Source organism: Microbulbifer sp. ABE4_465 (genome assembly GCF_056160765.1).
In genome coordinates, this window is sequence record NZ_JBSWXV010000002.1 from 43,582 (window position 1) to 70,057 (window position 26,476).

19 protein-coding genes are annotated in these 26,476 nt (G+C 57.9%); 13 read left to right on the plus strand and 6 right to left on the minus strand.

The annotated features are described in order from the left end of the window. The first annotated feature begins 6 nt into the window (after positions 1-6). A complete protein-coding gene (locus ACXAG1_RS03940; RefSeq protein ID WP_475118991.1) occupies positions 7-987 on the plus strand; it encodes a glycosyltransferase family 2 protein in 981 nt (326 codons plus the stop codon). Here the strand turns inward: ACXAG1_RS03940 and gloA2 are convergent. From gloA2 to ACXAG1_RS03960, 4 genes are read right to left on the minus strand one after another with little or no spacing between them, the layout of a single operon-like run. Continuing rightward, on the minus strand, positions 975-1,358 hold the full coding sequence (gloA2, locus tag ACXAG1_RS03945; RefSeq protein ID WP_475118992.1) for an SMU1112c/YaeR family gloxylase I-like metalloprotein: 384 nt from the start codon (positions 1,356-1,358) through the stop codon (positions 975-977). The two genes, ACXAG1_RS03940 and gloA2, sit on opposite strands and share 13 nt — an antisense overlap. Then, on the minus strand, positions 1,352-1,951 hold the full coding sequence (locus ACXAG1_RS03950; protein ID WP_475118993.1) for an FMN-binding negative transcriptional regulator: 600 nt from the start codon (positions 1,949-1,951) through the stop codon (positions 1,352-1,354). Before ACXAG1_RS03950 ends, gloA2 begins: the two co-directional genes overlap by 7 nt. Positions 1,952-1,959: 8 nt before the next feature. Further along, positions 1,960-2,256 (minus strand): hypothetical protein, encoded by a 297-nt coding sequence (locus ACXAG1_RS03955; RefSeq protein ID WP_475091561.1) that lies wholly within the window; start codon positions 2,254-2,256, stop codon positions 1,960-1,962. Between the two features lie 21 nt (positions 2,257-2,277). Further along, entirely contained in the window at positions 2,278-3,237 is a 960-nt protein-coding gene (locus tag ACXAG1_RS03960) for a LysR family transcriptional regulator (protein ID WP_475118994.1), read from the minus strand. 151 nt (positions 3,238-3,388) lie between these two features. Between ACXAG1_RS03960 and ACXAG1_RS03965 the strand changes: the two genes are divergently transcribed. The 6 genes from ACXAG1_RS03965 (at position 3,389) to ACXAG1_RS03990 (ending at position 13,625) form a co-directional block, all read left to right on the plus strand. After that, the gene (locus ACXAG1_RS03965) at positions 3,389-4,834 is read left to right on the plus strand and encodes an NAD-dependent succinate-semialdehyde dehydrogenase (RefSeq protein ID WP_475118995.1); all 1,446 of its coding nucleotides are present in this window, start codon (positions 3,389-3,391) and stop codon (positions 4,832-4,834) included. Positions 4,835-5,048: 214 nt separating this feature from the next. After that, positions 5,049-6,362, plus strand: a complete 1,314-nt coding sequence (aptA, locus tag ACXAG1_RS03970; RefSeq protein WP_475118996.1) for an omega-aminotransferase AptA — start codon at positions 5,049-5,051, stop codon at positions 6,360-6,362. Between the two features lie 213 nt (positions 6,363-6,575). Beyond that, a complete protein-coding gene (locus ACXAG1_RS03975) occupies positions 6,576-8,525 on the plus strand; it encodes a DUF4382 domain-containing protein (RefSeq protein ID WP_475118997.1) in 1,950 nt (649 codons plus the stop codon). A gap of 264 nt (positions 8,526-8,789) precedes the next feature. Further along, positions 8,790-9,647 carry a DUF6515 family protein gene (locus ACXAG1_RS03980; protein ID WP_475091566.1) on the plus strand — a complete coding sequence of 286 codons (858 nt, stop codon included), beginning with the start codon at positions 8,790-8,792 and terminating at the stop codon, positions 9,645-9,647. Positions 9,648-9,758: 111 nt separating this feature from the next. Continuing rightward, complete coding sequence (locus ACXAG1_RS03985; protein ID WP_475118998.1) at positions 9,759-12,074, plus strand: mechanosensitive ion channel family protein; 2,316 nt, start codon at positions 9,759-9,761, stop codon at positions 12,072-12,074. Positions 12,075-12,218: 144 nt separating this feature from the next. Further along, positions 12,219-13,625, plus strand: coding sequence for a rhomboid family intramembrane serine protease (locus ACXAG1_RS03990; protein ID WP_475091568.1), 1,407 nt, complete (start codon positions 12,219-12,221; stop codon positions 13,623-13,625). A 38-nt stretch (positions 13,626-13,663) separates the two neighbouring features. Here ACXAG1_RS03990 and ACXAG1_RS03995 read toward each other — a convergent pair whose 3' ends face one another. Further along, positions 13,664-15,097, minus strand: coding sequence for a hypothetical protein (locus ACXAG1_RS03995; RefSeq protein ID WP_475118999.1), 1,434 nt, complete (start codon positions 15,095-15,097; stop codon positions 13,664-13,666). Positions 15,098-15,240: 143 nt separating this feature from the next. Here ACXAG1_RS03995 and pepB point away from each other — a divergent pair, with 143 nt between their 5' ends. The 3 genes from pepB (at position 15,241) to ACXAG1_RS04010 (ending at position 18,916) form a co-directional block, all read left to right on the plus strand. Then, positions 15,241-16,530 (plus strand): aminopeptidase PepB, encoded by a 1,290-nt coding sequence (pepB, locus tag ACXAG1_RS04000; RefSeq protein ID WP_475119000.1) that lies wholly within the window; start codon positions 15,241-15,243, stop codon positions 16,528-16,530. Between the two features lie 52 nt (positions 16,531-16,582). Next, positions 16,583-16,774, plus strand: a complete 192-nt coding sequence (locus ACXAG1_RS04005; protein WP_475091571.1) for an antitermination protein NusB — start codon at positions 16,583-16,585, stop codon at positions 16,772-16,774. Between the two features lie 450 nt (positions 16,775-17,224). Further along, entirely contained in the window at positions 17,225-18,916 is a 1,692-nt protein-coding gene (locus tag ACXAG1_RS04010; RefSeq protein ID WP_475091572.1) for an enoyl-CoA hydratase-related protein, read from the plus strand. A gap of 79 nt (positions 18,917-18,995) precedes the next feature. Here ACXAG1_RS04010 and ACXAG1_RS04015 read toward each other — a convergent pair whose 3' ends face one another. Next, complete coding sequence (locus tag ACXAG1_RS04015; RefSeq protein ID WP_475091573.1) at positions 18,996-20,519, minus strand: UxaA family hydrolase; 1,524 nt, start codon at positions 20,517-20,519, stop codon at positions 18,996-18,998. Between the two features lie 452 nt (positions 20,520-20,971). Between ACXAG1_RS04015 and ACXAG1_RS04020 the strand changes: the two genes are divergently transcribed. From ACXAG1_RS04020 to ACXAG1_RS04030, 3 genes are all read left to right on the plus strand, one after another. Next, entirely contained in the window at positions 20,972-21,709 is a 738-nt protein-coding gene (locus ACXAG1_RS04020; RefSeq protein WP_475091574.1) for a FadR/GntR family transcriptional regulator, read from the plus strand. A 264-nt stretch (positions 21,710-21,973) separates the two neighbouring features. After that, positions 21,974-23,413: a glycoside hydrolase family 28 protein gene (locus tag ACXAG1_RS04025; protein WP_475091575.1), complete on the plus strand. Its 1,440-nt coding sequence runs from the start codon at positions 21,974-21,976 to the stop codon at positions 23,411-23,413. 249 nt (positions 23,414-23,662) lie between these two features. Beyond that, a complete protein-coding gene (locus ACXAG1_RS04030) occupies positions 23,663-26,305 on the plus strand; it encodes a TonB-dependent receptor (RefSeq protein ID WP_475091576.1) in 2,643 nt (880 codons plus the stop codon). Positions 26,306-26,476 lie beyond the last annotated feature (171 nt).

The following is a 26,476-nucleotide window of genomic DNA, read 5'->3' on the forward strand; positions in this document are numbered from 1 at the left end:
AACGCTTTGAGCCTTTTGATATCTGTCGTCTGCCCGATGTACAACGAGAGCGCCGGACTGGAACACTATTTTCAGGAAATCACCCGGCATCTGGATGCCCTCGGGTGCCCGTATGAACTGATCTGCGTTAATGACGGCAGTAGCGACGACACCCTCGACCGTCTGCAGCAAAAGGCCGCGGACCTGGATGCGCTAAAAGTGGTTAACCTTTCGCGCAATTTCGGCAAAGAGTGCGCCTTGTCAGCGGGACTCAGTGTGGCGCAGGGCGACGTGGTCATTCCCATTGATGCGGATCTGCAGGACCCGCCTGAACTGATTGCGCAAATGCTCGAAAAATACCGGGAGGGTTTTGACGTGGTTCTGGCGCGGCGGGTTTCCCGCAGGTCCGACTCCCTTGCCAAGCGCTGGACCGCCGGTATGTTCTACCGCCTGCTCAAGCGGCTCTCCAAGGTACAGATACCGGAGAATGTTGGTGACTTTCGCCTGATTTCCCGTCGCGTAGTGACCGTGCTCAATAATCTCCCCGAATCCCAGCGCTTTATGAAAGGCCTGTTTGCCTGGTGCGGATTCCCCACCGCGTATGTGGATTACGAACGCCCGGAGCGGGTTGCCGGCGAGAGCAGCTTCAGTGGCTGGAAACTTTGGAACCTGGCCTGGGAGGGCATCACCAGCTTCAGCACAGTACCCCTGCGCATCTGGACCTACATCGGCGTGCTGGTCTCGTCCGTGTCATTTATCTACGGCGCCTGGATTATTGCGCGCACCCTGCTATGGGGTGTGGATACCCCCGGTTACGCATCCACGATTGTAGTGGTGCTGTTTCTCGGCGGTATCCAGCTGATAGGTATTGGCGTGATCGGCGAATACATTGGGCGGATTTATATGGAGTCAAAACGGCGGCCGGTGTTTGTGATCGAGAGCATCAGCAACGGAACCAAGCCTGAAAGGGTGGCTGAGAATAAACATGCGGAAAATCACTGTTCGTAAAGTTCGAGCGGTAGTCCATCCGGGTCACTGAAAAATGTGAAACGCTTGCCGGTGTGCTCGTCCACCCGTACCGGCTCTACCTCTACACCGCGCAACTCCAGCCGAGCCTTTACATCGTCTACAGATTGGACCACAAAAGCCAGGTGGCGCAATCCTCGGGCCTCCGGGTAACTTGGCCGTGCTGGTGCATCGGGAAACGAAAACAGTTCAATCTGGCCGCCGTTTGCGAGGCGCAGATCCAGCTTCCATGAATCGCGCTGTGCGCGGTAGTTTTCCGCAATGATTTCCAGCCCGAGAACTTCCGTGTAAAAGTGTTTCGATCGTGGATAATCCGAGCAGATTATTGCGGCGTGATGGATGGCGTTCAGCATGGCTTGGCTGGGGCTCCCCACTGCGCGATGGCATCGGCCATGGCGATCTCGCCCTCTGCACGCAATTCCCGAGCGACACTTTGCCTGTCTTCTAGTGGGCGGTTCTGGCTTAGTTTGTACTTGCCCTGAATCTCGGAAATTTCGATATCCACACCGCTAATCGCGCGCAGTAGTTTGGGTGAGTACTCCGGTTGCCACGGCTTTTCTGCTCCGGACTCATACTTTTGAGAAAGCTGATCAACCAGTGTCATCAGCCGCTCCGCATCATTAAATGTGCGCGCTGTTCCGTAGACATGCACGGACTGATAGTTCCAGGTCGGTACCCCGGCAGACTGGTACCAGCGCGGCGAAATGTAGGCATGGGGGCCGTTAAAAATCACAAGTACCTGCTGGCCGTCTAATTTCTCCAGTTGTGGGTTCTGGCGGGCCAGGTGGCAGGTCAGTCGCTCACCATCCGCCGATAAGAGAAAAGGCAGGTGGGAGGCTTCGGGACGGTGGTTGAGATTTGAGATCAACTGGCCGAATGCGTTGCTGTGGATAAAGTGATGAAGTTCATCACGCTCTGAAACTGCAAAGTGTTTAGGAATATACATTTTCTGTGCTACCGACTTCGCTCATATGTAGGCGTTTCATATTGGCTGTAATCGATTTCTTCAAATACACATGAGGCGGGTACTTCTGCTTTACGTTCTGCAATGGTTTTGCCAAACACATCAATATGAATGTTCTCCATAATCTGGGCTAATTCGTTCTTACTGCTGAAACCGAAAAATACGCCTGCTTGCATAAAGCCTTCCAGCCTGTGCCGCTCGACGGATGGTATCCGCATGCCGAGTTTGGAATTCGAAAAAAGCCTGTTAAGGCGGCGGGAGACTTCCTGAATAAATTCCTCTTTCATAATGATATACGCTCCCTTTTTTTAAACATTGTGAAGTTCCAGTGCCGTAGTGAACAACTGCACCGCCGGTTGTTCCGCCGCGCTGCTTTTACAGGTAATCGCATTCTGGATCTGGTAGCAGAAGCGCTCTGGCCTCAGAGCGGCCAGCTGCTCATTTCTAACATATTCCTCGGCCAGATAGGTGGGCAGGAAGCCGATAAATTTTCCCGACAGGATCATCGCCAGGCGCGCGGCCATATGGTTGGCGATGCTTTTGTTGGGGAACAGACGGTACAGGTGCGCGGCACCGGACAGCACCGCGTGGTCCGGGGCGGCGAGTTCCTGTTGGGTAATCCGCTCTTCATCGGTATCGGCGACTGTGCACGGATGACCGGCGGCTGCGTAGAGCAGGGACTGGTGACTGAAAAGGGGCTGATAGCTGAGACCGGGGCGGCGCGAGTGCAGCGGGTTGATGCCCACGTCGGCGCGGCCAGCGAGGATTTCCAGTTCCAGCTCGTGGGGGGCTGCCAGCTGGATATCCAGTTGCAATTGCGGCGCCCGCTCGCGCAGGCGCGCGATGGTGGCGGGCAGATCCAGCTGGGGCATGGCCAGGGCATCGTCCGGCAAGATCACCCGCAATTTGCCGGTGAGCTGTGACTGGATGGCGTTGACCTGACTCTTGAAGGTGGCCAGGTGCCCGTCCAGTTCGAGGATGGCCTGGTACAGGGACTCGCCCTCGGGGGTGAGCTTGAAGTCCGCGCGCCCGCGGGAGCGGATACACAACTGCATCCCGAGGCGAGTCTCCAGGTCCGACAGGTGCACACTGATGGTGGAGCGGTTGACGTTGAGCGCGACCTCCGCAGGCGCCAGGCCGCCGGCCTGCACCACTTCGCGAAAGACCCGAAGCAGCCGCAGGTCCATATCACTGAGGCGGCCGGAAAGGGCATGCTTGCTGCTGGTTGGCTTGGTTTTTGTTGCGGGTTTCGGAGTCGAATCTGGCATGGGCTCGCCTGCAGGGCAGGTTCCTACAATCGGGAATTTCACAAAGTTTGATAGATTTAAACTTTAGTTGCAAAGATCTTACTATTCGCCGTCGAAGTACCGGGCCAGAATCCATGAAAAGCATATATACCGGCTGATCAGGGAGTATTCGATGAAATTGAATAATAGCCAGCTATTGAAGACCCAGAACTACATCAATGGCCAGTGGTGCGAGGGCACCGGTGAGTTGGCGGTTACTGACCCGGCGACCGGAGATCTGCTGGCAGAGATTGCCGATGGCAGTGCCGCCGACGCCGAGCGCGCGGTGGCTGCGGCCCACGAGGCCTTCCCGGAATGGAGCCGCAGAACCGCCGCCGAACGCGCTGCGGTACTGAAGCGCTGGTACCAGCTGATTGCAGAAAACCGCGAGGACCTGGCCCGTCTGCTGACTCTGGAGCAGGGTAAGCCGCTGGCGGAGGCCATGGGTGAGATCGACTACGGCGCTTCCTATATCGAGTGGTACGCGGAGGAGTGTCGTCGCGCCTACGGTCAGACCATCCCCACCCACAACCCGGCCATGCGCCTGCACACCATCCGTCAGCCGGTGGGTGTGGTGAGCTGCATTACCCCGTGGAATTTTCCCAATGCGATGATTACCCGCAAGGCGGCGCCGGCGCTGGCGGCTGGCTGTACGGTGGTGATCAAGCCGGCGTCGGAAACGCCACTGTCGGCCCTGGCCCTGTGTGCACTGGCGGAGCAGGCCGGGTTGCCGGCGGGCACCCTGAATGTGGTGGTGGGCACCGATTCTGCGGCGATTGGCAAGGTGCTGACCCAGGACCCGAGGGTAGCGAAGTTTACTTTCACCGGTTCTACCCCGGTGGGCAAGCTGCTGATGGCCCAGTGTGCGAGCACCATCAAGAAGATGTCCATGGAACTGGGCGGCAATGCGCCGTTTATCGTGTTTGACGATGCGGATATCGATGTGGCGGTGAGTGCCTGTATGGCGACGAAGATGCGCAATGCGGGCCAGACCTGTGTGTCTACCAATCGGATTTATGTACACGAGTCGGTGCACGATGAATTTGTGGATAAGTTGCGCGGGCAGATGGAGAAGTTGCAGGTGGGCCACGGTCTGGATGCGGGCACGACGTTCGGGCCGCTGATTTTCCGCCGGGCGGTGGATCGGGTGCACGGTTTGGTGGAGGAGGCGGTGGCCAATGGCGCGCGTCTTTTGCTGGGTGGGGACTTTCTGCCGAACGGTGAGAATTTTTATGCGCCGACACTGTTGACGGAGGTGCACGATGAGATGCGTATTGCCCGTGAGGAGATTTTTGGGCCGCTGGCGGTGGTGCAGAAGTTCCGTGATGAGGATGATGTGATTCAGCGCGCCAATGATACGCCGTTCGGGTTGGCGGCCTATGTGATGAGTGAAAACATTCACCGGGCGAACCGGGTGGTTGAGGCGCTGGAGTACGGGATGGTGGCCTGCAACGCGGGTGTCTTCTCGACCACGGTGGCGCCGTTTGGTGGCTGCAAGGAATCCGGTATCGGTCGCGAGGGTGGTGTCGAAGGAATGGCCGAATTTTATGAGACCAAGTACTGCTGCTACGGGGTTTGAGCTTCGTAGCTTGTGAGGAACCTTCTTATTGGCTTTGTGGCGGCAAAGCACCGGGTATTCGTTTTCGAAACCGCTGTGAATACATCCATGTACGCTGCGTGAGCGACGTCCCTGTCGCTCACGCTTTCGAAAACGAATACCCGGCACTTTGCCTTCGCATCGGATTTTTTTACTACGTTAGAAAGACTCTAACTCTTAAGACTCGGAGAACATCATGTCCGAACTGAATACCAACGCATTCTGGATGCCGTTTACTCCCAATCGCACCTTCAAGGCGGCGCCGCGTATTGTGGAGCGCGCGGAGGGGATTTACCTGTTTGAAAAGTCTGGTCGCAAGATCATCGATGCGACCGCGGGCCTGTGGTGCTCCAATGCGGGTCACTGCCGCAGTGAGATTGCCGAGGCGATTCATCAGCAGGCGATGAAGCTGGATTACAGCTCTATTTTCAATTTCGGCCACGAGCTGAGTTTTGAGTATGCGGAGCGCCTGGTGCAGCACACGCCAGATCCGCTGAATCATGTGTTCTTCGGCAACTCCGGTTCCGAGGCGGTGGAGTCGGCGTTGAAGATTGCGCTGCAGTATCAGCGCGCACGGGGCAAGGGTTCGCGCACGATGTTTATCGGCCGTGAGAAGGGTTATCACGGGGTGAACTTTGGTGGCATTTCTGTAGGTGGTATTGCGCCGAACTATCAGAGCTTTGGTCAGCCGGTGAAGGCGAACCATATGCGCCACACGCTGGATATCGAGCGCAATGCGTTCAGCAAGGGTCTGCCCGAGCACGGTGTGGAGCTGGCGGAGGATCTGGAGCGTCTGGTGGCATTCCACGGTGCGGACCAGATTGCGGCGGTGATTGTGGAGCCGTTCTCCGGTGCCGGTGGTGTGATTCTGCCACCCAAGGGATATCTGCAGCGCTTGCGCGAGATCTGTGACAAGCACGATCTGCTGCTGATTTTTGACGAGGTGATTTCCGGCTGGGGCCGTCTGGGGTCTCCGTTTGCCTCGGAAGAGTTTGGCGTGACCCCGGATATGATCACGTCCGCGAAGGGTATTACCAACGCCGCGGTACCACTGGGTGCGGTGTTTGTGAGTGACAAGATTTACAACACGGTGATGGATGCGGCGGCGGAAGGCATGGTGGAGCTGTTCCACGGTTACACCTATTCCGCGCACCCGGTGGCCTGCGCGGCCGGTATGGCGACCCTGGATATTTACGAGCGCGAGGGCCTGCTGACCCGTGCGGCCGGGGATATCGGCAAGCACTGGGAAAATGCCCTGCACAGCCTGGCGGACCTGGACAATGTAATCGATGTGCGCAATTACGGCCTTGTCGGCGCCATCGAACTGCGTGCGCCGGAAAACCTGAAAGGCAAATTCGGGGCCAAGGCGTCGGCGCTGGCCTGGGAGGCGGGTGTGATGGCCCGAGGAATTGGCGATGCGCTGTGCATGTCTCCGCCGCTGATTATCGAGGCCCATGAGATCGACGATATTGTCGGCAAGCTGCGCGAGGTGATTTCCGGTCTGGCCTGATCGCGCGCGATCTGAACAGAACTAAATCCTCAACGTTTATCCACGGCGGGCGCGAATCTTTACGGTTCGTGCCCGTTTGTGTTTCCGTTCTGTGCACATCAAAACACGTCGTATATTTTCGACTAACCCCTGTCAACGTTTTTGTCCCGCCCCCGTTGTTATCTTCGACCCGGTCGTAAATTCAATCTGATAACCGATAACGAGGAACCAAGGATGAGGACGACTTCCCAGCCTGTGGGCCTGAAAAACCCTGTCCACCTGCTTTCAGCGCTTCTGCTCAGCGCCGCACTTTCCGCCTGTGGTGGCGGCAGTGGTGGCAGTGCTTTAGCACCGGAAGAAGAGAATACCGCGCCGCCGCCCCCGAGCAGTGCCCAATGTGAAACCTCCGATTCCGGAAGCGATTCGGATCAGTGCGGCACTCTGCTGCTGGGGCTGACCGATGCGGATGGTGATTTTTTGCAGTACGAGGTGGATGTGGTGTCGCTCACTCTGGAGCGCGCCAACGGTGCCACAGTGGATGTGCTGCCCAGTGCCAATACGGTGGACTTTGCCCAGTACGTTGATGTGACGGAGCTGGTCACCGCCGCGACGGTGCCCGCCGGCACCTATGTGCGCGGGGAAATCACTCTCGACTATCGCAACGCCAATATTCGCGTGGAAGTGGCGGGGCAGGCTCAGCCGGCAACGGTGGTGGATGAAAACGGCCAGGTGGTAGAGCAGGTGTCACTGGCGCTCACTATTGACAGTCGCAATCGCCTGGTGATCGCCCCTGGGGTGCCCGCCATGCTGACAGCGGATTTTGATCTCGCAGCTTCGCACACCGTGGATATTTCCGGTGCCGAGCCGGTGGTGGAGTTGTATCCGGTGCTGGTGGCTGAGGTCAACGCCGAGAACCAGAAAGACTTCCGCCTTCGCGGTCTTCTGGTCGCCGTGCCGGAAAGTGACAGCGACTACCGCATTGCGGTACGCCCTTTCCAGCGCAGCCAGGGGCGCTTCGGCGGTATTGATATCGAGACCGATAGCCAAACCAGCTGGGAGATTGATGGCGAGCCATTTATCGGTGCCGCCGGACTTGACCAGCTTGCGCAAATGGACGCGGGAACTGCCACTCTCGCCATGGGCGTGTTTGACCGGGGGTCAAAAACCTTTACCGCCGAGGTGGTTCTGGTGGGTACCAGTGTACCCGGAGCAACGCTGGATGCGGTGGAAGGTCACGTGGTGGCGCGCAGTGGGAATCAGTTGACGGTGCGTGGCGCCAGTCTGATTCGCGCTGACGGTGCGGTGCACTTCAACCCGCAACTCGTGGTGACGCTGGCGGATACTACCTTGGTGCGCAAACCCCGCCGTCCGCTGGAAGTGTTGTCCATCGAGCATATTTCCGTAGGGCAGCGCGTTCGCCTGCTGGGGAACTGGGATGCCGAAGAGGCGGTATTTGACGCGCGAGACGGCCGCGCGCACCTGCTGCTGACCCGTGTTTCCGCAACCGGTCTTGAAAGTTCCGAGGATGGTCTAAGCGTCAACGCCCTCGCCTTTGGCGGCCGCGATGTGTCCCTGTTCGATTTCACCGGTACCGGAAGTAGCGCGGCGCTGGATGCGGACCCAGGGGCCTATGAAGTCATGGTGAATGGCCTGAGCCCAGATACTGTGAGTGGCTCACCTTTGCAGATTCGCGGTTACGTGGCGCCATTTGGCCGCGCGCCGGCGGACTTTCACGCGCACACCGTGGTTGACTACGGCGATGCACGCGCGCGCCTGTTGCTGAGCTGGGAGGGCGACGGAGAATCCCAGGCCTTTGTCGGAGTGGATGCCACGAGCCTGCAGGTTTCCGGCGATGGTAATTTCGGCGCAATGCACCATATCCGCCGAGGTGCGCACCGCACGGACCTGTTGAACCTCTCTGCGCTGCCGCGGCTCGAGCCACAAGACGCGGTGTTCTCCGGTCGCGGTATCTACACCATTGCCCAGCGCGGGGCCGAAGATGGTGACCTGGTGTTCTTCTCGGATTTCGGCAGCTTCGCGGCAGAACTCGATCGTCGCCTGGCAGCGGGGGCCAGAGTCAAATTGCTCCACGCCGGCGGCCACTTTGATGATGGCGAGAACCGTTTTGGTGCCACCCAACTGAGCGTAGTGTTGCGCGCCTCCTCCACCGCCACCGCTGACTAGGCAGCCTCTACCCCGTGATGGGGGTTCTGCACCGGTGAAACTACACTGAATAAGTAGTCGGCGGAGTGACAGCAAGTGCAAGGTTTCATCGCTATGCACCCTGCCGCGATCGCCACTCTCCCAGGGAGGGCGGCGCCTCCGGCTACTATGCGCGCACGGTCTTCCGCCGCCGATTTTTTTCGCGGTGGTGGAGGCCGTGTGCTGCTGTTTGCCGCGGTAGTAGCGGTGTGTGGCAGTTGTAGGTTTCCCGCGAGGTAGTTGCTGGTGAGTATCCCAAAGCCGATTCATTCCGTTCTTGCGATTTCCAGGTGGCAACCGCGCCAGCCGGTGATCGCCCTGTTTGTCGCAATCAGTTTTTTTATGCTTCAGGGCGCGCAGGCACAGAGCGGCGAGCAGCTACCTCCTGCAGGTCAATCCAGTGGTGAGTCTGCCGAAGATTATGCGCGGGACCCGAATCGTCAGAAGCAGCTGCCCGCGGATGCGGTGCGGCTCACCCTGAGCGGAAACATCTATTTCTATCAGGGCGGCTATTTTTACCGCCAGGAAGATGACGGCTACCTGCGCGTGGAGCCGCCACTGGGTGCAGAACTGACCTTCCTGCCGTATGGCAGTCAGGGGTTCGAAATTGATGGCCGCCAGTTTTTTCTGAGCGGAACAGGGACCTTTTACCGGTATGAACCGCGCCGTCGCAGTTATGTGGTGACCACGCCCCCCTATGAGTGGAGAAGGTACTATAACGGTGATCTGGTGGGCGCATACGAGGACCGCCTCTATGGTTATCCCGACGCCGACCTGGAAGACCTGCGCGACCGCTCCGGTATTCCGCGCGCCTATCCGCCGCGCGCTGCCCGTCCCGATGGGCTCGGCGGTGAAGGCATTCCTCTGTCTGAAGCGGAAGGCTACCGCGACCCGCGTCGCAGTGATTCCCGACCCTACGCCAATGTGCGCCCTCCCTACGATGCCAATGGCGAGCGCTACGACAACCGCGCTCTGGCGGAGTCACTGTGTCGCCAGGATGCCACCAGTGCCGCGCGCCGCGGCAGCAGCCTCGACAGCCAGCGACTGCGTATTTACCAGCGGGAATACCGCGACTGTATTCAGCGCTACGATCGTCAGCGCTAGCCGGCGCCAGTCCCGCGGCGCGGCTCATCTACACTGAAACAGTTGCGCGGTATACGGTGTCCTGCTGTGTGCCCGCGGTTGTGGTTTCAAGCGGTACAGGGAAGTTCCGGCATGGTCGCCAGTGACGCCCATAGTAAACAATCTCCACTGACAGGTTTCTGGCGGCTGTCGCTGCTGTGCCTGTGTTTTCTCGCGCTGCTGATTCCCCCGCCGGCCAGCGCCCAGCTCCCCTCCACCAAACCCAAAGAGTTCTCACCGGTTGTTCCCGACTTCAATGCGCTCGCCGCCGACTGGTGGACCCAGTGGCCGGAGGCGACCCAGGAGCAAAAACAGCAGTGGCTTACCGATATAGAAGGTGCCTGGCAGGAGTGGAATAAAAATCTGCCAGAGGAAGCGCAGCTGGATAAGCGCGTCAAACAGGTCAATCAGCGCCTGGCCGGTATCCGCAAAACCTGGGAGAAAAGCGAAAACCTGAAGTCTGTGCAAATACTGCCGGATGTGCAGTTCCCTGCGGATCCCACGGTATTGCAATGGGCGGAATCGGATGCGGCGGTCGCGCGTGGCCAGCAGCGCTATCTCGGCCTGCAGCTTGAAAAAAAGCAGCTGGATGACGGTGTTGCACTGTCTCTCAGCCGACTGCGGGAGCGGGTAGTGGCGCTGCGGGATATTAACCGCAACGACCCCAAGTATCTGAGTGCCACCCTGAATGTATTCCTTGCCCAGATTACCCATCTCCAGGTGCTCGAAGAGCAGCGGTTGCTGAATGATCAGCTGGTGGCATGGGGGGAGGAGCTGGCGTTCGCCCGCACCGAGCTGGAGCGCATGCTCAAGCAACTGCAGTACAGTGAGGAAGCAGAGAAAAAGCTGTCCGCCGCGCGCACCGAAGAAAAAACGAATCTGCAGGAGCTGGCGCGAGAGCGGAGCGATGCTCAGCATCTTATCTTTGAAAGCTCTGACGCCGCGGACACTGTTGAACAGCAGGTCAAGATGCTGATATTCAGTGTGGGGGCGCTGGAAAACCGCCTGCAGATCCGCAAGCAGCAATTGTTGCAGGCGATCAACAGCGTGCTCGCACCGGGCGGCGAGGAGGGAGAGCTTTCAATCAGCAAGGACCTGGTGAGCAACGCGGAGAAAGCGCAGGCCAATCTCGCCCGCCAGCTCAATGTACGCCAGCGCCAGATTGTTGCTTGGGTGGGGGAAGATGCCGAGGGGATGAAGAAATGGTGGCGGCAGTTTGAAAAAATCGACAGTGCACTCGGGCGCACCCATGATCTGATCGACGATATAAAGCGCTATGAAACCGCGCAACTGTTTGTGTATCAGCGCCAGCAGGGGTGGTGGAAAACCCTGGGTGAACGCTTCGTTCATCAGTTGCAGGAAATTCGCACCGGTTGGCGCAACCTTGCCAACTACAAGTTGTTCGCCATCAGCGAGCAACCGATCACCCTGAAAGACATCGCGCAGATGGTACTGGTGATTATCGGTGCCTGGGCCTGTTCGCGTCTGCTCAATATCATCTTGCGGCGCATGGTGCACAAGAGCCGCACCACCGAGCAGTCAGCTTATACGTTGTGGCGGATTCTGAATTACTGCATCGTTCTGATTACGTTCATTATTATCCTCACCATGGTGGGGCTGGATACCTCGAAGCTCACCCTGATCGCCGGCGCGCTTTCGGTAGGTATCGGCTTTGGTATGCAGGCGATCTTTTCCAACTTTATTTCCGGTGTGATTCTGCTGTTTGAGCAGCCGCTGCGGGTCGGGGATCTGGTTGAGCTGGAATCCGGCGTGTTCGGGCGTATCCGCGATATCAATGTACGCTCCACCCGTATCACCACGCGCGACAATGTGGATATTCTGGTACCCAATTCCGAATTCGTCACCGGTCGGGTAACCAACCACACCCTGGAAGACCCGGTGCGGCGGATTCACGTGATGTTCGGCGTTGCGTATGGCACCGACCCGGAAGAAGTGCGCGAGGCGGCCATGGCCGCGGCGGAGCGGGTTCCGGTGACCTTTAGCAATTGGCAGCGTAAAACCGAGGTGTGGCTCACTGGTTTCGGTGACAGTGCGCTGGACTTCAAACTGGTGGTCTGGGTCAACAGCAATGCGGTTTCTTCTCTCGGGGATCTGAACGCCCTCTACAACATCGAGCTGTTGCGCGAGTTCAATGAGCGCGGTATCGAGATTCCTTTCCCGCAGCGGGATCTGCATGTGCGCAGCTGGGGTGAGGGGACGCCGCTTGCGGCACCGGCCGACGACGATACAACAGGCGGTCACCCGCGCGAACCGATACAGCCTGTGGAGCGCCGCGGTTCCGCGGGGGCCGAGGACTGGCCGGACTCGACTGGCGATGATAGCGCCGACGGAGGAGAGTCCGGTGATGGTGGCGATGGCGGGAGTGGCGGCACTTCGTCGAGTCACTGAGAGGGCGCCCGCCACACGACTGGCGCAAAAAGCCTTGTTTCGCTCGCGCCTGCGGCATCCGGGGCTGATCTTATTCAGCATCCCCTGTATTCTGGTGGTCCATAGCCACAACGGCCCATTGCCCAACCTGTCGCAGGCCCGCCCTTGCTGATTATCCCCATCCAGAACAAACCCGACTGGCGCCGGCCACCACTGGTATGTTTTGCACTGATTCTCGCCAATCTGCTGGTGTTCGTACTCTATCAGGGCGGTGATGAGGCGCGCTGGCGGGTGGCGGAAGAGTTCTACTTCTCCAGCGAGCTCCCTGCGCTGGACGAGGGGCGCTTCTACGAATATGTGGATGCAGAAAAGCCCGAGTGGCGCACCCAGGCCCAGGGCGCTGGCGAAGAGTTTATTTACCAGCAGCTTCTGTGGAGTCGCGAGTTCCACAACTGGCTGCTGCCCCGCCTGGAGCAGGAAGGGGCCGGGCAGTGGCTGATGCAGCGACAGCAGTACGGGGAGTTGCGCGATCGCCTGTCCAGCTTCGCTTTTGGCCTTACCCCAGCAGAGCCGACTCTCAAGGGCCTGTTCGGTCACATGTTTCTGCACGGCGGTTGGGACCACCTGCTGGGGAACATGATCTTCCTGCTACTGTTTGGCCTGTCGGTGGAGTTGGCTCTGGGGGCGACCTGGTTTATTGGCCTCTACCTGCTGGGCGGCCTCGCCGCAGCCGGGCTGCATATGGGGGTGGAAGTGGGCAGCATGATGCCAATGATCGGCGCCTCCGGGGCCGTCTCTGCAATTATGGGGATGTTTGTTGCTGTCTACGGCATCCGTCGTCTGCGCTTCTTTTATACCCTCGGTTTCGCCTTTGGCGAATTTACCGCTCCGGCACTGATGGTATTGCCGCTCTGGCTTGGCAAGGAAGTATTTGGATATTTCTTTGGCAGCGAGAATATTGCGTACTGGGCGCATTTCGGTGGTCTGATGGCGGGCTTTGTGTGCACCATGGCGCTGATCCGCGTGCGTCCCAGTCGCGAGATACATGTGGAAGAAGATCTGCCACCGACTCCAGAGCAACTGGCTCTGGCCCGCATCGAATCGCTGCACAACAATGGCAAGTTACTGGAGGCCGGACAGGCGGCGGCCAGTGCCGTGAAACAGCACCCGGATTCCCTCGCACTTATCCACAAATCCATAGAGCTCACGGCGCTGGCGCCTGAGAGTGAGGCGCATCACCGTGCATGGCTTGGTCTGTTTGCCCTGGCCAGGCTCCCCGAGCAGGACTTCGCACCGGTGGCAGAAGGCCTGGAAGCCTACCTTTCAAAAACCACAGAACCTCATGCACTAAACCCGCGTGTGTGCCTGGTACTTGCCCAGCGTGCCGCGCGGGAAAAAAACTGGGGACTGGTAGAGGTGTTGTTGCAACGCTTGCAGCAAAAGCAGCAGCGCCACCCGCTGATGGCGCGCCTGGCCAATGGCCTGGTGGAGCATTACCGCCGTTGCGGCGATGAAGAGCGGGCGCGCAAGGCGCTGGATTTTGCGCGTACCTTACAGCCTGCGGCGGTTTAGGTGGTTTGAATAAACTTGGGTGGCGGCACCGCTAGGTACTAGGCAGGCTGTGCGCTTTCTTCCGCGGCGAGAATCGCCTCCAGCTGTTTCACCTCTCCAAGCACCGCACTTTTCGGAAACTTGCCGCGCACAAACGCCAGCAGCTTGCGGCTGTTGTCCGTGCGGTTGAATCCATCCATGTAGATCTTTGCCAGCAGCAGGTATGCGCTATCCAGGCGGGTGTAGTGGGGGTCTTCTTTGTGCAGATTATTCACCAGCGCCAGCGCCGGTTTGAAGTGACGCTGGCGGTAGAGCGCCTCGGCGATCTGGTGGCGCAACAGGGACTTGTCGATGGCCGGAGCACCGTGGGACTGCAACGTGGCCATATACAACTCGGCGGCCTTGTGGGGCTGGTTCAGGGTAACGAATCGCTCCAGCAGATGTGGCCCCAGCTCTCGCAATGCTTTCTTGTCATCGGTGGCCAGTAGCAGGCGATAGTAGCGTTCGTTCAGGGCAATATCATTGGGCTGCTGACGCAATACCGTCACCAGCGTTTTGCGCGCTTCTTCATGTCGCCCTTCGCGCAGGAAGATATTTGCATCTGCAAGTCCCTTGCGCCGGTCAAACTCCCGCTCCTCGAGATAGTCCTGGTCGTCCACCTGGGAGGTGACGCCAAGCTTTTTCTGCCGGGTCAGGCAGATGTAACCCATCATCGCGCTGGTCACTACAGAGAAGTAACTGGTGACGAATGCCAGCAGCGGCAGCAGCATCCACGCCGGCAGTTTGTCCGCCACCAAGGGAAGCAGCACCGCCGGCGCTGCGGACACCGCACTGGTGGAGAGCCACAACAGCCAGTAGGGCCAGCCAATAATCAGGGTGAAGTGCAGTAGCTTCAGCGGGTTTACCGCCGCGCGCAGGCTGTGTTCCAGGGCCAGTACAATCATTGCTGCCGGCCCGAGCAGGGAAAGCGCGATGGAATACACCTGGGTCGCGCCCTCGCCAAAGGTCGACATAACCAGTGCACCGCCACCGCCAGCCACGAGAATCATCCCGATTACCCGCGCAAATACCGCTGCACTGCGCCCGTCCTGAGCATCGCCGAAAGTGGGTGCCTGCAGATCGCCACTGGCCAGTTTTTCGATCACCATCAGGTTGTAGCGGATCACTACCGCCAGCATGGCGACCAGCACGAAGATAGACAGCCAGCCAAGCCCGGTAATTGCCAGTGCTGCGATTGCGCAGATTGCGGATACCGTCAGTGGCCCGGGTGTAATGGCATAGCGAAAATAGAAGGGGGCCATCTGCCAGAATGGCTTGGCTTTGTTACTCGCCCCCACATTGTCGAGCCGGTTGTTGCACAGGACACATTTGGGGGTGGACTGGTAATAGTTATCCACCGCCCCGGGAATGCAGTCACCACAGTATTCCTTACTGCAGCCGGTACAGTGCCATACGGCATCTGCACTGGAGTGGTAGTGGCAGGTATCAGCCATAGCTCACATCCTTGTCGTTATTTTTAACCCCTGAAGTGTATCGGCAGTCTCCCCGGGCGCGCAAACCTTTGGCCCTTGCAGGCTGCTAGACTGCCCCAATAGTAAAGGTCTTCTACTTTTCAGAATTCTATAAAGGTGTACAGATGACAACGGCGATGCAGGTAAAGCTGGAAACAACGGCGGCAGCGGACCACTGGGGCAAGAATGCCCTGTTGAGCTTTGCTGAGTCGGAAGCGCGTATTCATGCCACCGATGCCACCGGAGGCACTCTGGTGGCGGTACAGCGCGCTGCCCGGCGCCTCGACGGTATGGGCATCACCGAAATCACACTCGCCGGTGATAACTGGGACCTCGAGAGCCGCTGGGCATTCTGGGCGGGGTATTACAACCCCAACCGCAAAAGTACTCTGGATTGGGGACTGGCGGAAGGCGATGAGCGCAAGGAGCTGGATGCGCGTAAGGCAGCGGGTCTGTGGGTACGTGAGATTACCAACGGCTCCCCGGAAAATATTTTTCCCCGCGCGCTGGCAGAAAGTGCTGCGGATATGTTGCAAAAGCTCGCTCCGGACGCGGTGAGTTACCGCATTGTCGACGGCGATGCACTGCTCGATGAAGGCTTTATGGGGATTTACAACGTGGGCCGCGGCAGTGTGCGTGGCGGCGCCATGTTACAGCTGGACTATAACCCCACAGGGCAGGACGATGCCAAAGTGGATATCTGCCTGGTGGGCAAGGGCATCACCTTTGATTCCGGTGGTTACAGTATCAAGCCCTCCGCCGGTATGGCGCACATGAAATCTGACATGGGCGGCGCAGCCATGGTGACCGGGGGCCTGGCGCTGGCCATCGCCCGGGGCCTGAACAAGCGTGTAAAACTGTACCTGTGTTGTGCCGAAAACCTGATTTCCGGGCACGCCTTTAAACTGGGTGATGTGATTACCTACAAGAATGGCGTGACCGCAGAGATTCTGAATACCGATGCGGAAGGTCGCCTGGTACTGGCGGACGGCCTGCTGGAGGCCAGTGACCAGGATCCGCAGTACATTCTCGATGCGGCGACCTTAACCGGTGCCGCGAAAATGGCAGTGGGCCGTGACTACAACTCGGTACTGAGCCTGGAGGATACAATGGCAGAAAAGGTATTGAGCGCGGCAAAGGCGGAAAATGAAAAAGCCTGGCGCCTGCCACTGGAGAAATTCCACCTGGAGCAGATTCCCTCGGGTTTTGCGGAAATCGCCAATGTGGGTATGGATGGCACCCCGGGTGCATCAACCGCCGCCGCGTTCCTGGCGAAATTTGTGCGCGATGACGGCCGGGGCTGGGTACACATGGATCTTTCCGGCTCCTATCTCCCGGGCGCGAATGATCAGTGGGCCCAAGGTGCCAAAGGGCATGGGTTCCGAACGATTGCTCGGTTTCTGATGGACGCCTGATAATTTCGTAACAGGAACAATTTCGTTTTCACTCGTCGCACAGGTTGGTTGCATGGAAGAGTATCAAGTGATGATCCAGTCCCGAGAGTGGCTGGTGGGTTGGGGAACCCTATCCCTCATCAATGCGGGTCTCGCGCAGGGAAAAAATCGCAGCGGGCTTTTCTGGTGGATCATCAGTTTACTGTGCGGTCCGCTGGCAACATTGATTATCGTACTGCTAAGCCGAGCGCCCGAGCGCAGTTAGACGGTATGCCGCGGCCATAGCCCACCTGAATGAATAGATTCAGGTGGCGTTGGCGTGTGTTGTTTGCTGCACCAAACCAATGCGCGGATCTCATACAATGCATTCGAGATAGTGAGAAAAACTGAGTGAATACTCGGAAAACAATATGCGAAAAAGTGCAGCATAAAATTTGAAGTCCAAAAAAAGGTACGACTTGTCGTGCCTTTTTTATTTTGTAATCGAGTCTTTTCGGTCAATGACAGCGCATGATTTTTTGATGATGGCTGGTACTGAGCTGGAATTGGCGGGATTACTGCAGGGGAATAGGTAGACCCAGTTCTCACTGTGGCGTGAGAATCAAAATTTGCTGGTGATTCCGGGGGAAATTTAATTATTATCCGGACATCCACTGGTGAAAATTTCCCGAAAGGGAAGCTTTAATAATAAATATTCGTATACATGGAGGTATAAATGCGTGTTCTGCTATTGTGCAGTGCTTTCAATGGGTTGAGTCAGCGGGTGCATCGCGAGCTATCCCTGTCCGGGTGCGAGTTATTGGTGCAGTTGGCAACCAGTGACACCGAAATGGAAGCCGCGGTCGAGCATTTCCAGCCGAACTTGGTCATCTGTCCATTTTTGAAACATAAAATTCCCGATGCCATCTGGCAGCGGCTGCCCTGCCTTGTCGTGCATCCCGGGATCGAGGGAGACCGGGGCCCGTCCTCCCTGGACTGGGCCATCTACCACGACAAGCCGAGCTGGGGCGTCACGCTGCTGCAGGCAAACGATTCCATGGATGCCGGGGATATCTGGGGGACGCAGAATTTCCCGGTGCGACCCGGCGCTTCCAAATCCAGTCTATACCGGCGCGAAGTGACCGCGACAGCGGTGTCTCTGGTCAAGCAGGCGATTCAGTCGTTTATGGAAAACGATTTTGTGCCGCGGCCACTGGATGAATCCAGTGCTCCCGGTTGCCTGCTGCCGATGATGACCCAGAGCGATCGTGCCATCGACTGGCAGCGGGACCCGACGGCGTTGGTGATTAAGAAAATGCGTGCCGCGGACAGCCTGCCCGGTGTGCGCGAGGAAATTGGCGGCAAGACCGTCAACCTGTTTGGCGCGGTGGCGGCTAGCGAATATGTCGGTGACCCGGGAAAGTTTTTGGTCAGTGCCGGCGGCCGTGTCTGCCGGGCGACGGTGGATGGCGCCGTGTGGATATCTCACGCAAAAGTTGCGGGTGAGTTCAAATTGCCGGCTGCGGACATCATTCCGCCGTTGCTGGAATATCCGGTGGACCAGCTACAGGACACTCCGGTGGCCGTCCAGGATATCTGGGTTGAGTACACAGACGGTGTGGCCTACCTCTACTGGTCATTCCACGGTGGCGCCATGTCCACGGCACAGTGCAAAGCGCTGCTGGCACAGTACCGCGAGTTGGCCGCGTCCGACGTCAAGGTGATTGTCCTTATGGGAGGGGACGAATTCTGGAGTAACGGGATTCACCTGAACACCATCGAGGCCGCGGAGGATCCCGCTCAGGAATCCTGGGAGAACATCAACGCGATCGACGATTTTGTTGCTGAGGTTATCCACACACAGGACAAGGTGACGGTCTCCGCCGTGCGCTCAAATGCGGGGGCGGGCGGAGCCATGATGGCGCTGGCAGCTGACCTGGTGATCGTGCGCGACGGTGTCGTCATCAACCCGCACTACCAGACCATGGGACTGTATGGGTCCGAGTACTGGACTTACCTGCTGCCACGGCGGATTGGCAAAGAGGCGGCGCAGCGCTATACCAGATCGTGCATGCCGGTACTCGCCATGGAAGCGCTGCGTGATGGTTATGCGGATGTGCTGTTTAAAGAGGATTCGGCAGAGTTCAATTGTCAGTTGCAGGCATACTGTGAAGCGCTCACAGAGCCGGAAAGCGTCAGTCTGCTATTGGCGGAAAAACGCGAGCGACGGGAGCAGGACGAGCGCGCAAAACCGCTGGAAGAGTATCGTCGTGAAGAGCTTGAAATAATGCACCGAACATTTTTCGATGCGGAAGCAGAGTACCATCGGGCACGGAAAGCGTTCGTCTACAAGCAGTGCCCCAAGTGCACACCCGACTACTTGCAGCGGTCACTGGCAAGCAGTGAGGCCGAGCTGGAAACCGCCTGATTTCGCTGCCCCATAAGTAACAAAAAACCGGCATAATTGCCGGTTTTTTGTTACTTGCTTGCCTTCTGCGCGCTCGCAATCAAACGACTGCGCCGATATGCCAGGGGGCAAACTCGTTGTCACCATAGTCCAGTTTTTCACTTGCGCTCTGTTCCCCAGAAGCGATTGCCAGAATGTGCTGGAAAATCATCTCGCCACATTCGGCAACGGTGTAGCGTTTGTCCAGTACACCGCCGCAGTCGATGTCCATATCTTCGCGCATACGCTCGAACAGGTTCGAGTTGCTGGCCAGTTTGATACTGGGTACCGGCTTGCCACCAAAAGCAGATCCGCGCCCGGTAGTGAAGCAGACCACGTTTGCGCCGCTCGCCACCTGACCGGTTACCGAAACCGGATCAAACCCGGGGCTGTCCATAAACACCAGCCCTTTCTTGCGCACCTGCTCGGCATAGAGGTAAACATCCTGCAGCGCGGTCGTGCCACCCTTTGCCTGGGCGCCGAGAGATTTCTCGGCAATGGTCGTCAGGCCGCCGGCTTTATTGCCCGGGGACGGGTTATTGTTCAGCTCAACGCCGTTAATCTCGGTGTAGTGTTCCCACCACTGAATACGATCAACCAGCTTTTGCGCCACTTCCGGTGAGCAGGCTCTGCGGGTCAACAAGTGCTCGGCGCCGTATATTTCCGGTGTTTCCGAGTAAATGACCGTGCCACCCTGGCGCACCAAAATGTCCGCTGCAGCGCCGAGGCCGGCGTTGGCGGTAATTCCCGAGTAGGCATCACTGCCGCCACACTGAACCGCCAGGGTCAGTTCGGATGCCGGGATCGCCTCGCGCTCGCAGGCATTGGCTGCCGGCAGCATTCCAGTCAGGCGCTCGATGCCAGACTCGATCGCCGCGCGAGTACCCCCCTGTTGCTGGATCGTCATCACCTGGAAGTTGTCGCCTTCCCGAAGACCGGTTTCCCGCATCAGACTGGAGATCTGCATCGCTTCACAGCCCAATCCAACCAGCAAAACACCGGCAAAGTTCGGGTGCGCGATATAGCCGTGGAGGGTTCGCAACAAGGTCTGGTAGCCTTCGCCGGAAGTGGACATGCCACAGCCACTGTCGTGGCCAAGTGCAACAACGCCGTCAACATTGGGGAAATCGCGTAACTTGCCACTATCGCGGAAATGCGCGGCGATCGCCCGGGAAACAGTCACCGAACAGTTTACGGTGGAAACAACGGCGAAATAATTGCGGGTGCCGGTCTTGCCATTGGGGCGGCGATAACCCATGAAAGTGGCGCGCTCCTCCGGTGCGACAAATTCTGTAGGCACATAGTCGCTACAGAAGTCGTGCACCACCTGGTGGTTGCCCGCTTCCATATTGAATTCGTGCACGTGTGTGCCGGGAGCAATATCCTCCCGCGCAAAGCCGATAACCTGGCCGTACTTGATCACTGGCTGACCGGCCGTGATCGGACGTACGCAGACCTTGTGCATGGCGGGCACGTCGGTAACCAACGGCATCATGCTGCCGTTCCAGTTCACCAGTGTGCCGGCGGGCAACGGGGCCTTGCTGACGGCGACGTTATCGTCGGTATGTATGTGAATGAGATCCATCTTGTCCTGACTCCGCTGAAAAGGACTTGCGGTCAGTTGTCGTTATGATTGGTTGCAATCTAACACTATATTGGTAAGGCCGCAATCAGTAGGGTAGACCAATTTGGTAAGACTGTAGTGGCAATTCCCGTATTGTGGTGGTTAAACCCCATCTGCTAGAATCCGTGCAATATTTCCGCAACTTATATATAAGCACCGGATCGGGCAGAAACCCGGACGTATGTGGTCTCGATAGGGTTAAACCGATGTGATTGGCGGGTTCGGATGGGTCAGGCAGGTTTGTCTGAAAGTGGCCCAATCGGGATTACCATTACATAGCGGTTGGGAGTCTGCTGGCGGCCGCGCGAGCGGAGTGCGGCATGGGCCGCGCCGGCGGTGCACCGAATTTTGTGCGCCCGGAGCGCAACACCAACAAAAACAGATGCAGCAAAAAATTGCAGGAGAGTAGTTCAATGCAGGGTGCCAGACTTTATCAACAGGTGGCCGAAAAACTGGCCGCTGCCATTGCCGCCGGTGACTACCCGGCCGGTACCCGCCTGCCCGCAGAGCGCAAACTAGCCGAGCGTTTTGAGGTCAGCCGCCCTACGGTGCGCGAGGCGATCATTGCACTGGAACTGGCAGGATGCGTAGAGGTAAAAGGCGGTTCCGGTGTTTATGTGACCGACACTGAAGCCAGTGGGTTTACCGCCGGCGAGAGCGATATCGGTGCGTTTGAGATCCTGCAGGCGCGGATGATGTTTGAGGGTGAGGCCGCCGGCCTGGCCGCCCGTGAAATGACCGATGAAGAAGTGCAGCAGCTGGAGTCCATTCTCGAAGAAATGGTCGCGGAAAATGCGACCGAATCCAGCGCCGAAGTTGCCGACGAGAAATTCCACCTGCATATCGCTCAGTGTACCCACAATGACGCCGTGGTGTCGGTTTGTGAGCACCTGTGGAAATTGCGCAACAACTCCTCTGTATCAGCGCGCATTCTCGAGAAAGTCCGCCAGGCGGGCTCCAAGCCTCGAATCGAGGAGCACCGCCGCATCCTCGAAGCGATCAAGAGTCGCGACCCGGACGGCGCGCGCAATGCCATGCGCGATCACCTCCAGCGCGTTGTTCAGCAGTTGCTGGACGCCACTGAAGCTGAGGCGCTGGAGCAGGCCCGTCGCGAAATGAGTGCTGCCCGCCAGCGATTCGCGCTGCCCTGAATAGCATCCAGATGCTGCCAAGAAGCCGGCCGTGAGCCGGCTTTTTTGTGCCCGTTAAATGCCACCCACATGATCGTGGTCATTTGTCTGTTGGCTTTCTGGGGCCAATCTCGGATCGCTGGCGTGACCGCCTGGTTATTGCCCTGGCAAAATTGGTATGACAGTATTGATCCGATTTTGATAATGGTCTTGCCATTTCGCGAGACCGACCTGTGATGAATTCCCTTTTCGCGTTAGCAAAACAATAAAGCCCGGGAGGTATTTATGACCGGACTCAATCGTCGAGTCTTCCTGCAATCACTGGCAGCCGCCGCAACGCTGCCTGCCGTCCCCGGGCTGTTGCCCCAGGCTGTTGCCATGAGCCGGCCACCGCGAGCCGAGTATTCCGGACCCTGGGCGCGCGTGCCGAAAATCCTGTCAGACATCAAATTGCCGGCAATCCCCACGCGGGAGTTCAATCTGCGGGAGCTCGGTGCCAAGGGGGAGGGTGAGGATGCCAGTGAAATCTTTGCTGCCGCGGTGGAGGCGAGTCGTAAGGCGGGTGGTGGACGCATTGTGGTACCCGCGGGCAAATACCGCACCGGCCCCATCCACCTGGTTTCCAATACCGAACTGCACCTGCAGGAGGGGGCGGAAATCCATTTCATTCCCGAGCCTGAGCGCTATCTGCCTGCAGTAAAAACCCGCTGGGAGGGCATGGAGATGATGGGGTATTCACCTCTGATCTACGCCCACAAGTGCGAAAACATTGCCCTTACCGGCAAAGGCCTGATCGACGGCGGTGCCGACTGCAACACCTGGTGGCCCTGGAAGGGGAAAAACACCAAGTGCGACAACAGCACCAATGAAGGGGACACCCAGCACGGCCCCCGTGATGCATTGATGAAAGATGTCGAGGCCGGTGTGCCGGTGGCCGAGCGCATATATGCTGAAGGTTCCTTCCTGCGTCCGCCTCTGGTGCAGTTCTACGAGTGCGACAGCGTGCTGATCGAGGGCGTCACCCTGGAGAACTCGCCGTTCTGGGTGATTCACCCGGTACTCTGCAACGGTCTTACCGTGCGCGGCGTGACCACAAGAAGCCACGGTCCCAATTCCGACGGCTGCGACCCGGAATCCTGCCGCAACGTTTTGATTGAAGAGTGCCTGTTTGATAACGGCGATGACTGTATTGCGATCAAATCGGGCCGCAATGCGGATGGACGTCGGGTCAATGTGCCGACCGAGAATGTGATTGTGCGGAACTGTCAGATGCGCGATGGGCACGGCGGCCTGGTGCTGGGTAGCGAGATCTCCGGCGGTGTGCGCAATGTCTTCCTGGAAGACTGTGTGATGAGCAGCCCGCACCTGGAGCGCGGCCTGCGTATCAAGACCAACTCGGTGCGTGGCGGCGAGATCCATGACATCTACGTGCGCAACCTGACCATCGGAGAGGTCAAGGACGTTATCGTTATCAACTTCTATTACGAAGAGGGTGATAAAGGTGATTTCGATCCCGCTGTTTACAACATCCAGGTGGAAAACCTGGTGTGCAAGGAAGCCAAGCGCGCCTTTCAGGTTCGAGGTTTTGAGCGGGCACCGATCCGCGATCTGCGAATTTCCAACAGCCGTATTGACCACGCCGACTCACTTGGTGTGATCGAAGAGGTGACTGGCCTGACCGTGAATAACGTATCGATCAATGGTCAGCCATTCCAGCCCAGCTAATTTGCCCCTCTGGCCCGTCCAGATTTTCCCTTCCTAAGACGTCCAGCGCGGCCCCTTCCGCGCTGGATCTATCGAATATGGCGCGCTATTCTACTTGTCGATCAAATAGCGAGCGAAATAAGATAAAAATTGGTCTGCCAAAAGTTGATAGTTGGTAATCCGTATGAGACTATCGACCTGCATTGATAATAAGCGGTATTACCAAAAAAGGTTTTACCAAAATAACGACGATAAGCGGAGATGAGAGTCATGAAGACCTTCGAGCTGAAACCACTCACTCTTGCGATGGCCATGATTGCGGTACCGGCCTTTGCACAGGAAGCAAACACCTCTGGCGATGCAGCCCTGGAAGAGATCACGGTAACTGGTAGTTACCGCGACAGTCTGTCCAAGGCCCTCGACCAGAAGCGCGATGCTGTCGGCTCCAAAGACGCCATCCTGGCGGAAGACATTGCCGATTTCCCCGACCTCAACCTGGCAGAATCCCTACAGCGTATTCCCGGTGTAGCTATTACCCGTGACGCCGGTGAAGGTCGTAACATTTCCGTGCGTGGTCTGGGTGCTCAGTTCACCCGTGTGCGCATCAACGGTCTGGAAGCCGTGTCGACCACTGGTGGTGCCGACTCCTCCGGCGGCGCCAACCGCGCCCGCTCTTTCGACTTCAATACCTTTGCTTCCGAGCTGTTCTCCAACCTGACCGTGCACAAGACTTCTTCTGCCGATCTGGACGAAGGCTCCCTGGGGGCCACTGTCGACCTGAACACCGGCAAGCCGCTGGATATGGATGACAGCTTCACCTTCGCTGCCAATGCGCAGATGGGTTACAACAGCGCTTCTGGTGAAGCCGACCCGCGCACCTCTTTCCTGGTTGCCGGCCAGAACGAAGCGGGCACCATCGGTTGGTTGGCCACTTACTCTCAATCCAAGCGCAACGTGCTGGAAGAAGGTTTCTCCAGCGTGCGTTGGACCGCAAGTGAAGAAATTGCAAACTGTTCCGCCTGTGCTGATGACGCTGAACTGGCTGCGCTGAACGAAGGTTTCTTCCCGCGTATTCCCCGCTACGGCAAGTTCACGCACGAACAGGATCGCCAGGGCTTTACCGGTACTTTGCAATTCCGCCCGACCGACAGCACCGAGATCCTGGTTGATTATCTGACCTCGCGCTACGACGCGACCCGTCAGGAAGAGTTTGTTTCCGTCAGCCTGAAAGACAAGGGCAACTTCCCCGAGTTCGACGTCACCGACTACACCATGGACGCAAATGGCACCATCACCGCCATGACCGTCAACAACTACGACCTGCGTGTAGAGCACCGCTTCGACGAGCTGGAAACCAAGTTCGACCAGTTCTCCATTCGCGCTTCTCACGACTTCAGCGATCGCCTGCGCGGTGACATGGTGTGGGGCGCGTCCGAGTCCAACTACAGCAATCCGATGCAGACCACTGCCATCGTGGACGCCATCGACGTACAGAACAGCTTCTCGTACAACGCGACCACTGCCGGCGGCACCATCGACTTTGCCGACTTCGACACTGCCAATGCGAACAACTACGAGTTTGTTGAGCTGCGTCACCGTCCGAACCACGTAGACAACACTTTTGAAACTGTTGCCTTCAACCTGGAATTCGACCTGACCGACGAACTGAGCGTGAAAGGTGGTGTTTCCCAGAAGAGCTTCGAGTTCGACGTGGCGGAAAACCGCGCTGGGCCGAAATTCTCCGGTATCAACGCCTCTACTCTGCAGGGTTCTACCACCAGCCTGAACGGCATCAGCTGGTTCTCTCCGGACGTGCACTCCACACTGGATACTTACGCTGCTGACGTCGCTGCCAGCATGGCACCGCGCACCGGTGACATCCGCAATGTGCAGGAAGACGATTCCGGTTACTACATTCAGCTGGGCTGGAACACCGAAGTGGCAGGCCTACCGCTACGCGGTAACCTCGGCGTGCGCCGTGTGACCACCGAAGTGGAGTCCACCGGCATGACCGACCTGAACGGTGAAATCGTACAGGTGATTGCCAACAACGAGTACACCGACACCCTGCCGTCTCTGAACCTGGCGCTGGACCTGAACGACGACATGGTTGTACGTTTCTCTGCGTCCGATGTCATGTCCCGCCCGGCTCTGGGTGACCTGACTCCTGGTGGTAAGATTGACCAGTTCAATGGCTCCGTGAGTTATGGCAACCCGCTGCTGGAGCCGTTCCGCGCGCGCGCCTATGACGTTTCCTACGAGTGGTACTTCTCCGACGATGCAGTATTCGCGGCGGCCTACTTCTACAAAGACATCGAGTCTTTCATCAAGAAAGACACCTTCTCCCAGCGCCCTTGGTCTGAGACCGGTTTCGACGCGTCTGTGCTGAGCGACGAAGGCTCCTACGATGAAGGCGACAACTGGGATATCACCCGAAACTTCAACGGCGAGGGTGGCGACGTCTCCGGTGTTGAGCTGCAGTACCAGCAGGCGTTTTTTGATAACTACGGCCTGATCCTGAACTACACCTACGTGGATTCAGAGATGAACTACGGTACCGAAGAGGCGCCCAACTACGGCCCGCTGCTAAACCAGTCTAAAAACTCCTATAACGCCACCGTGTACTACGAGAACGAAGATTGGAGCGCGCGTATCTCCTACGCGGCGCGTACTGACTACAACACCAAGGCCATGGGCCAGGGTCGTAACGGTAACGACTTCGAGTACACCGAAGGCACCAGCAATGTGGACTTCGTTGCCGGCTACAACCTGGGTGACAACTGGAAGCTGAGCCTGGAAGCGATCAACCTGACCGACGAGCCTAACCGTCAGATGATCGACAGCGCTGGCCGCATCGTGGTAGACCACACTTACGGTCGTCAGTACTACGTAGGCGCTCAGTACAAGTTCTAATCCGATCTTTTAATTAAAAGTAACGATTAAGAGCTCGATGTAGTACTGAATAGAGCGGCCGGGTGCAGGGATTCTGCCGGTGGAAACACCGGCGTAAGGATTCGAAGTCGCACCCGGCCGTTTTTCGATTTACCGCCGTTCTTTTTTGAATGGCAAATAACAGAATAAAAC